At 77.0% G+C, this 570-nt stretch carries 1 protein-coding gene; it reads right to left on the bottom strand.

What is annotated here, in order from left to right:
- Positions 1-549, bottom strand: a 549-nt coding sequence (locus PROKR_RS07430) for a CbiQ family ECF transporter T component (protein ID WP_036961418.1), incomplete at its 3' end; no start/stop codon positions are given.
- Positions 550-570 lie beyond the last annotated feature (21 nt).

Here is a 570-nt window from a genome sequence, read left to right as displayed (position 1 = left end):
GCCCCGGCGCAGGGGCGCGCGCACCGCGTGGGCCGCCCGGATGGTGGCCCACCGGGCCGGCATGGCCGCGAGCATGCGGTGGCCGGCGAGCACCGAGTAGGCGTACCGCGGGCTGAGTCGCGCGTGCTGCACAAGGCTGACCATCAGGTCGCGCGGCGGCGTCGAGGCCAGGAACCCGATGGTGAGCACGCCGATCACGAGGCCGCGCAGCGCGAGGGCGACGCCGATCGTCAGCCCTTCGACACTGACCGGCGCACCCGGGACCACGGGGGTGCCCGGGCGGCTCAGCGCGTTGATCGCGACGAGCCCCACGCCGAACACCACGAACGGCACCTGGCCGAGCACCAGGGTGCGCACCGGCAGGCGGGCAGCCGCCAGGACCGCCACGACCGCGAGCGCCCAGAGCACGAGCAGGGGGCGGGGGTCCAGGAAGCCGAGGGTCGCGAGGGACGCCGCCAGGAGGATCGCGGCCTTGACCGTGGGGTTGCGGCGGGCGAGCAGGGAGCGGGCGGGTGCCTGCGGTCCGGGCCGCGGGTGGGCGGCGGTCATGTGGCCACCCCGAGCGCGAGG

It is taken from the genome of Promicromonospora kroppenstedtii DSM 19349 (assembly GCF_000515355.1).
GTDB lineage: Bacteria > Actinomycetota > Actinomycetes > Actinomycetales > Cellulomonadaceae > Promicromonospora > Promicromonospora kroppenstedtii.
The sequence above is the reverse complement of the archived record's forward strand: the minus strand, read 5'-3'. Positions and strand labels throughout refer to the sequence as shown.